Raw genomic sequence first — 680 nt, 5'->3', positions numbered from 1 at the left:
AAGATCCAATACGGCAGCAGATTGGACAGGACAATCTTGAAGTACGGCCCCGACGCCACCGATTCCCCCAGCGATGCAGCGAATTGGCCTACAGAAGTGAGACTTTGGGCCAAGTCCGCCTTACGTTCCACGAGCAAGTCGCTGAGTACATGCAACTGTTCCAGCACGGGATTCAGGCTCGGATTGTCGTTGATGAAATTTTGCACGTCGGCCGAGAAGTCGGAAATGTTGTGCAGTAACGCGTCAATGGCCCGTCCACGTTGGTTGAACGCGGCCAGCAGCGTGTTCGCGTTGACGAGCAACCGGTCGATTTGTTCGCTGCGGTCACCGAGCACACTGGCTAGCTGGTGGGCCTGAGCGAGCAGGTGCTTGATCTGTTCGTCGCGTTTGGCGATGGTGTCGGAGAATTTGGTTAACCCGTCGAGGGTGGCGCTCAGGCGCGGGGAGGTCTGATTGATGTTCTGCGACAAGACGTTCAGCGATCGCTTGATGGTGTCGATGTCCCAGCCGGCGGCGGCTTTGGTGATGTCGAAGCCCGCGTCGTAGAGCTGATAGGGGATGGTGCTTTGGCTCAGCGGTAACACGGCGCCGGGCCGCAACGAGTGGGTTCCCCGCGGCTCGATCTCGAGCACCTTCTTACCCAGGATGTTGTCGGTCTTGATGGCGAGCCGGCTCTCGGT

General features: G+C 59.0%; 1 protein-coding gene. It reads right to left on the bottom strand.

What is annotated here, in order from left to right:
- Window positions 1-680 (bottom strand): MCE family protein (locus tag A5678_RS12935; protein ID WP_156746898.1); only part of this gene is annotated, 680 nt, incomplete at both ends.

It is taken from the genome of Mycobacterium sp. E2733 (assembly GCF_001667585.1).
Classification (GTDB): domain Bacteria; phylum Actinomycetota; class Actinomycetes; order Mycobacteriales; family Mycobacteriaceae; genus Mycobacterium.
This window is presented reverse-complemented; position numbering and strand designations above follow the sequence as displayed.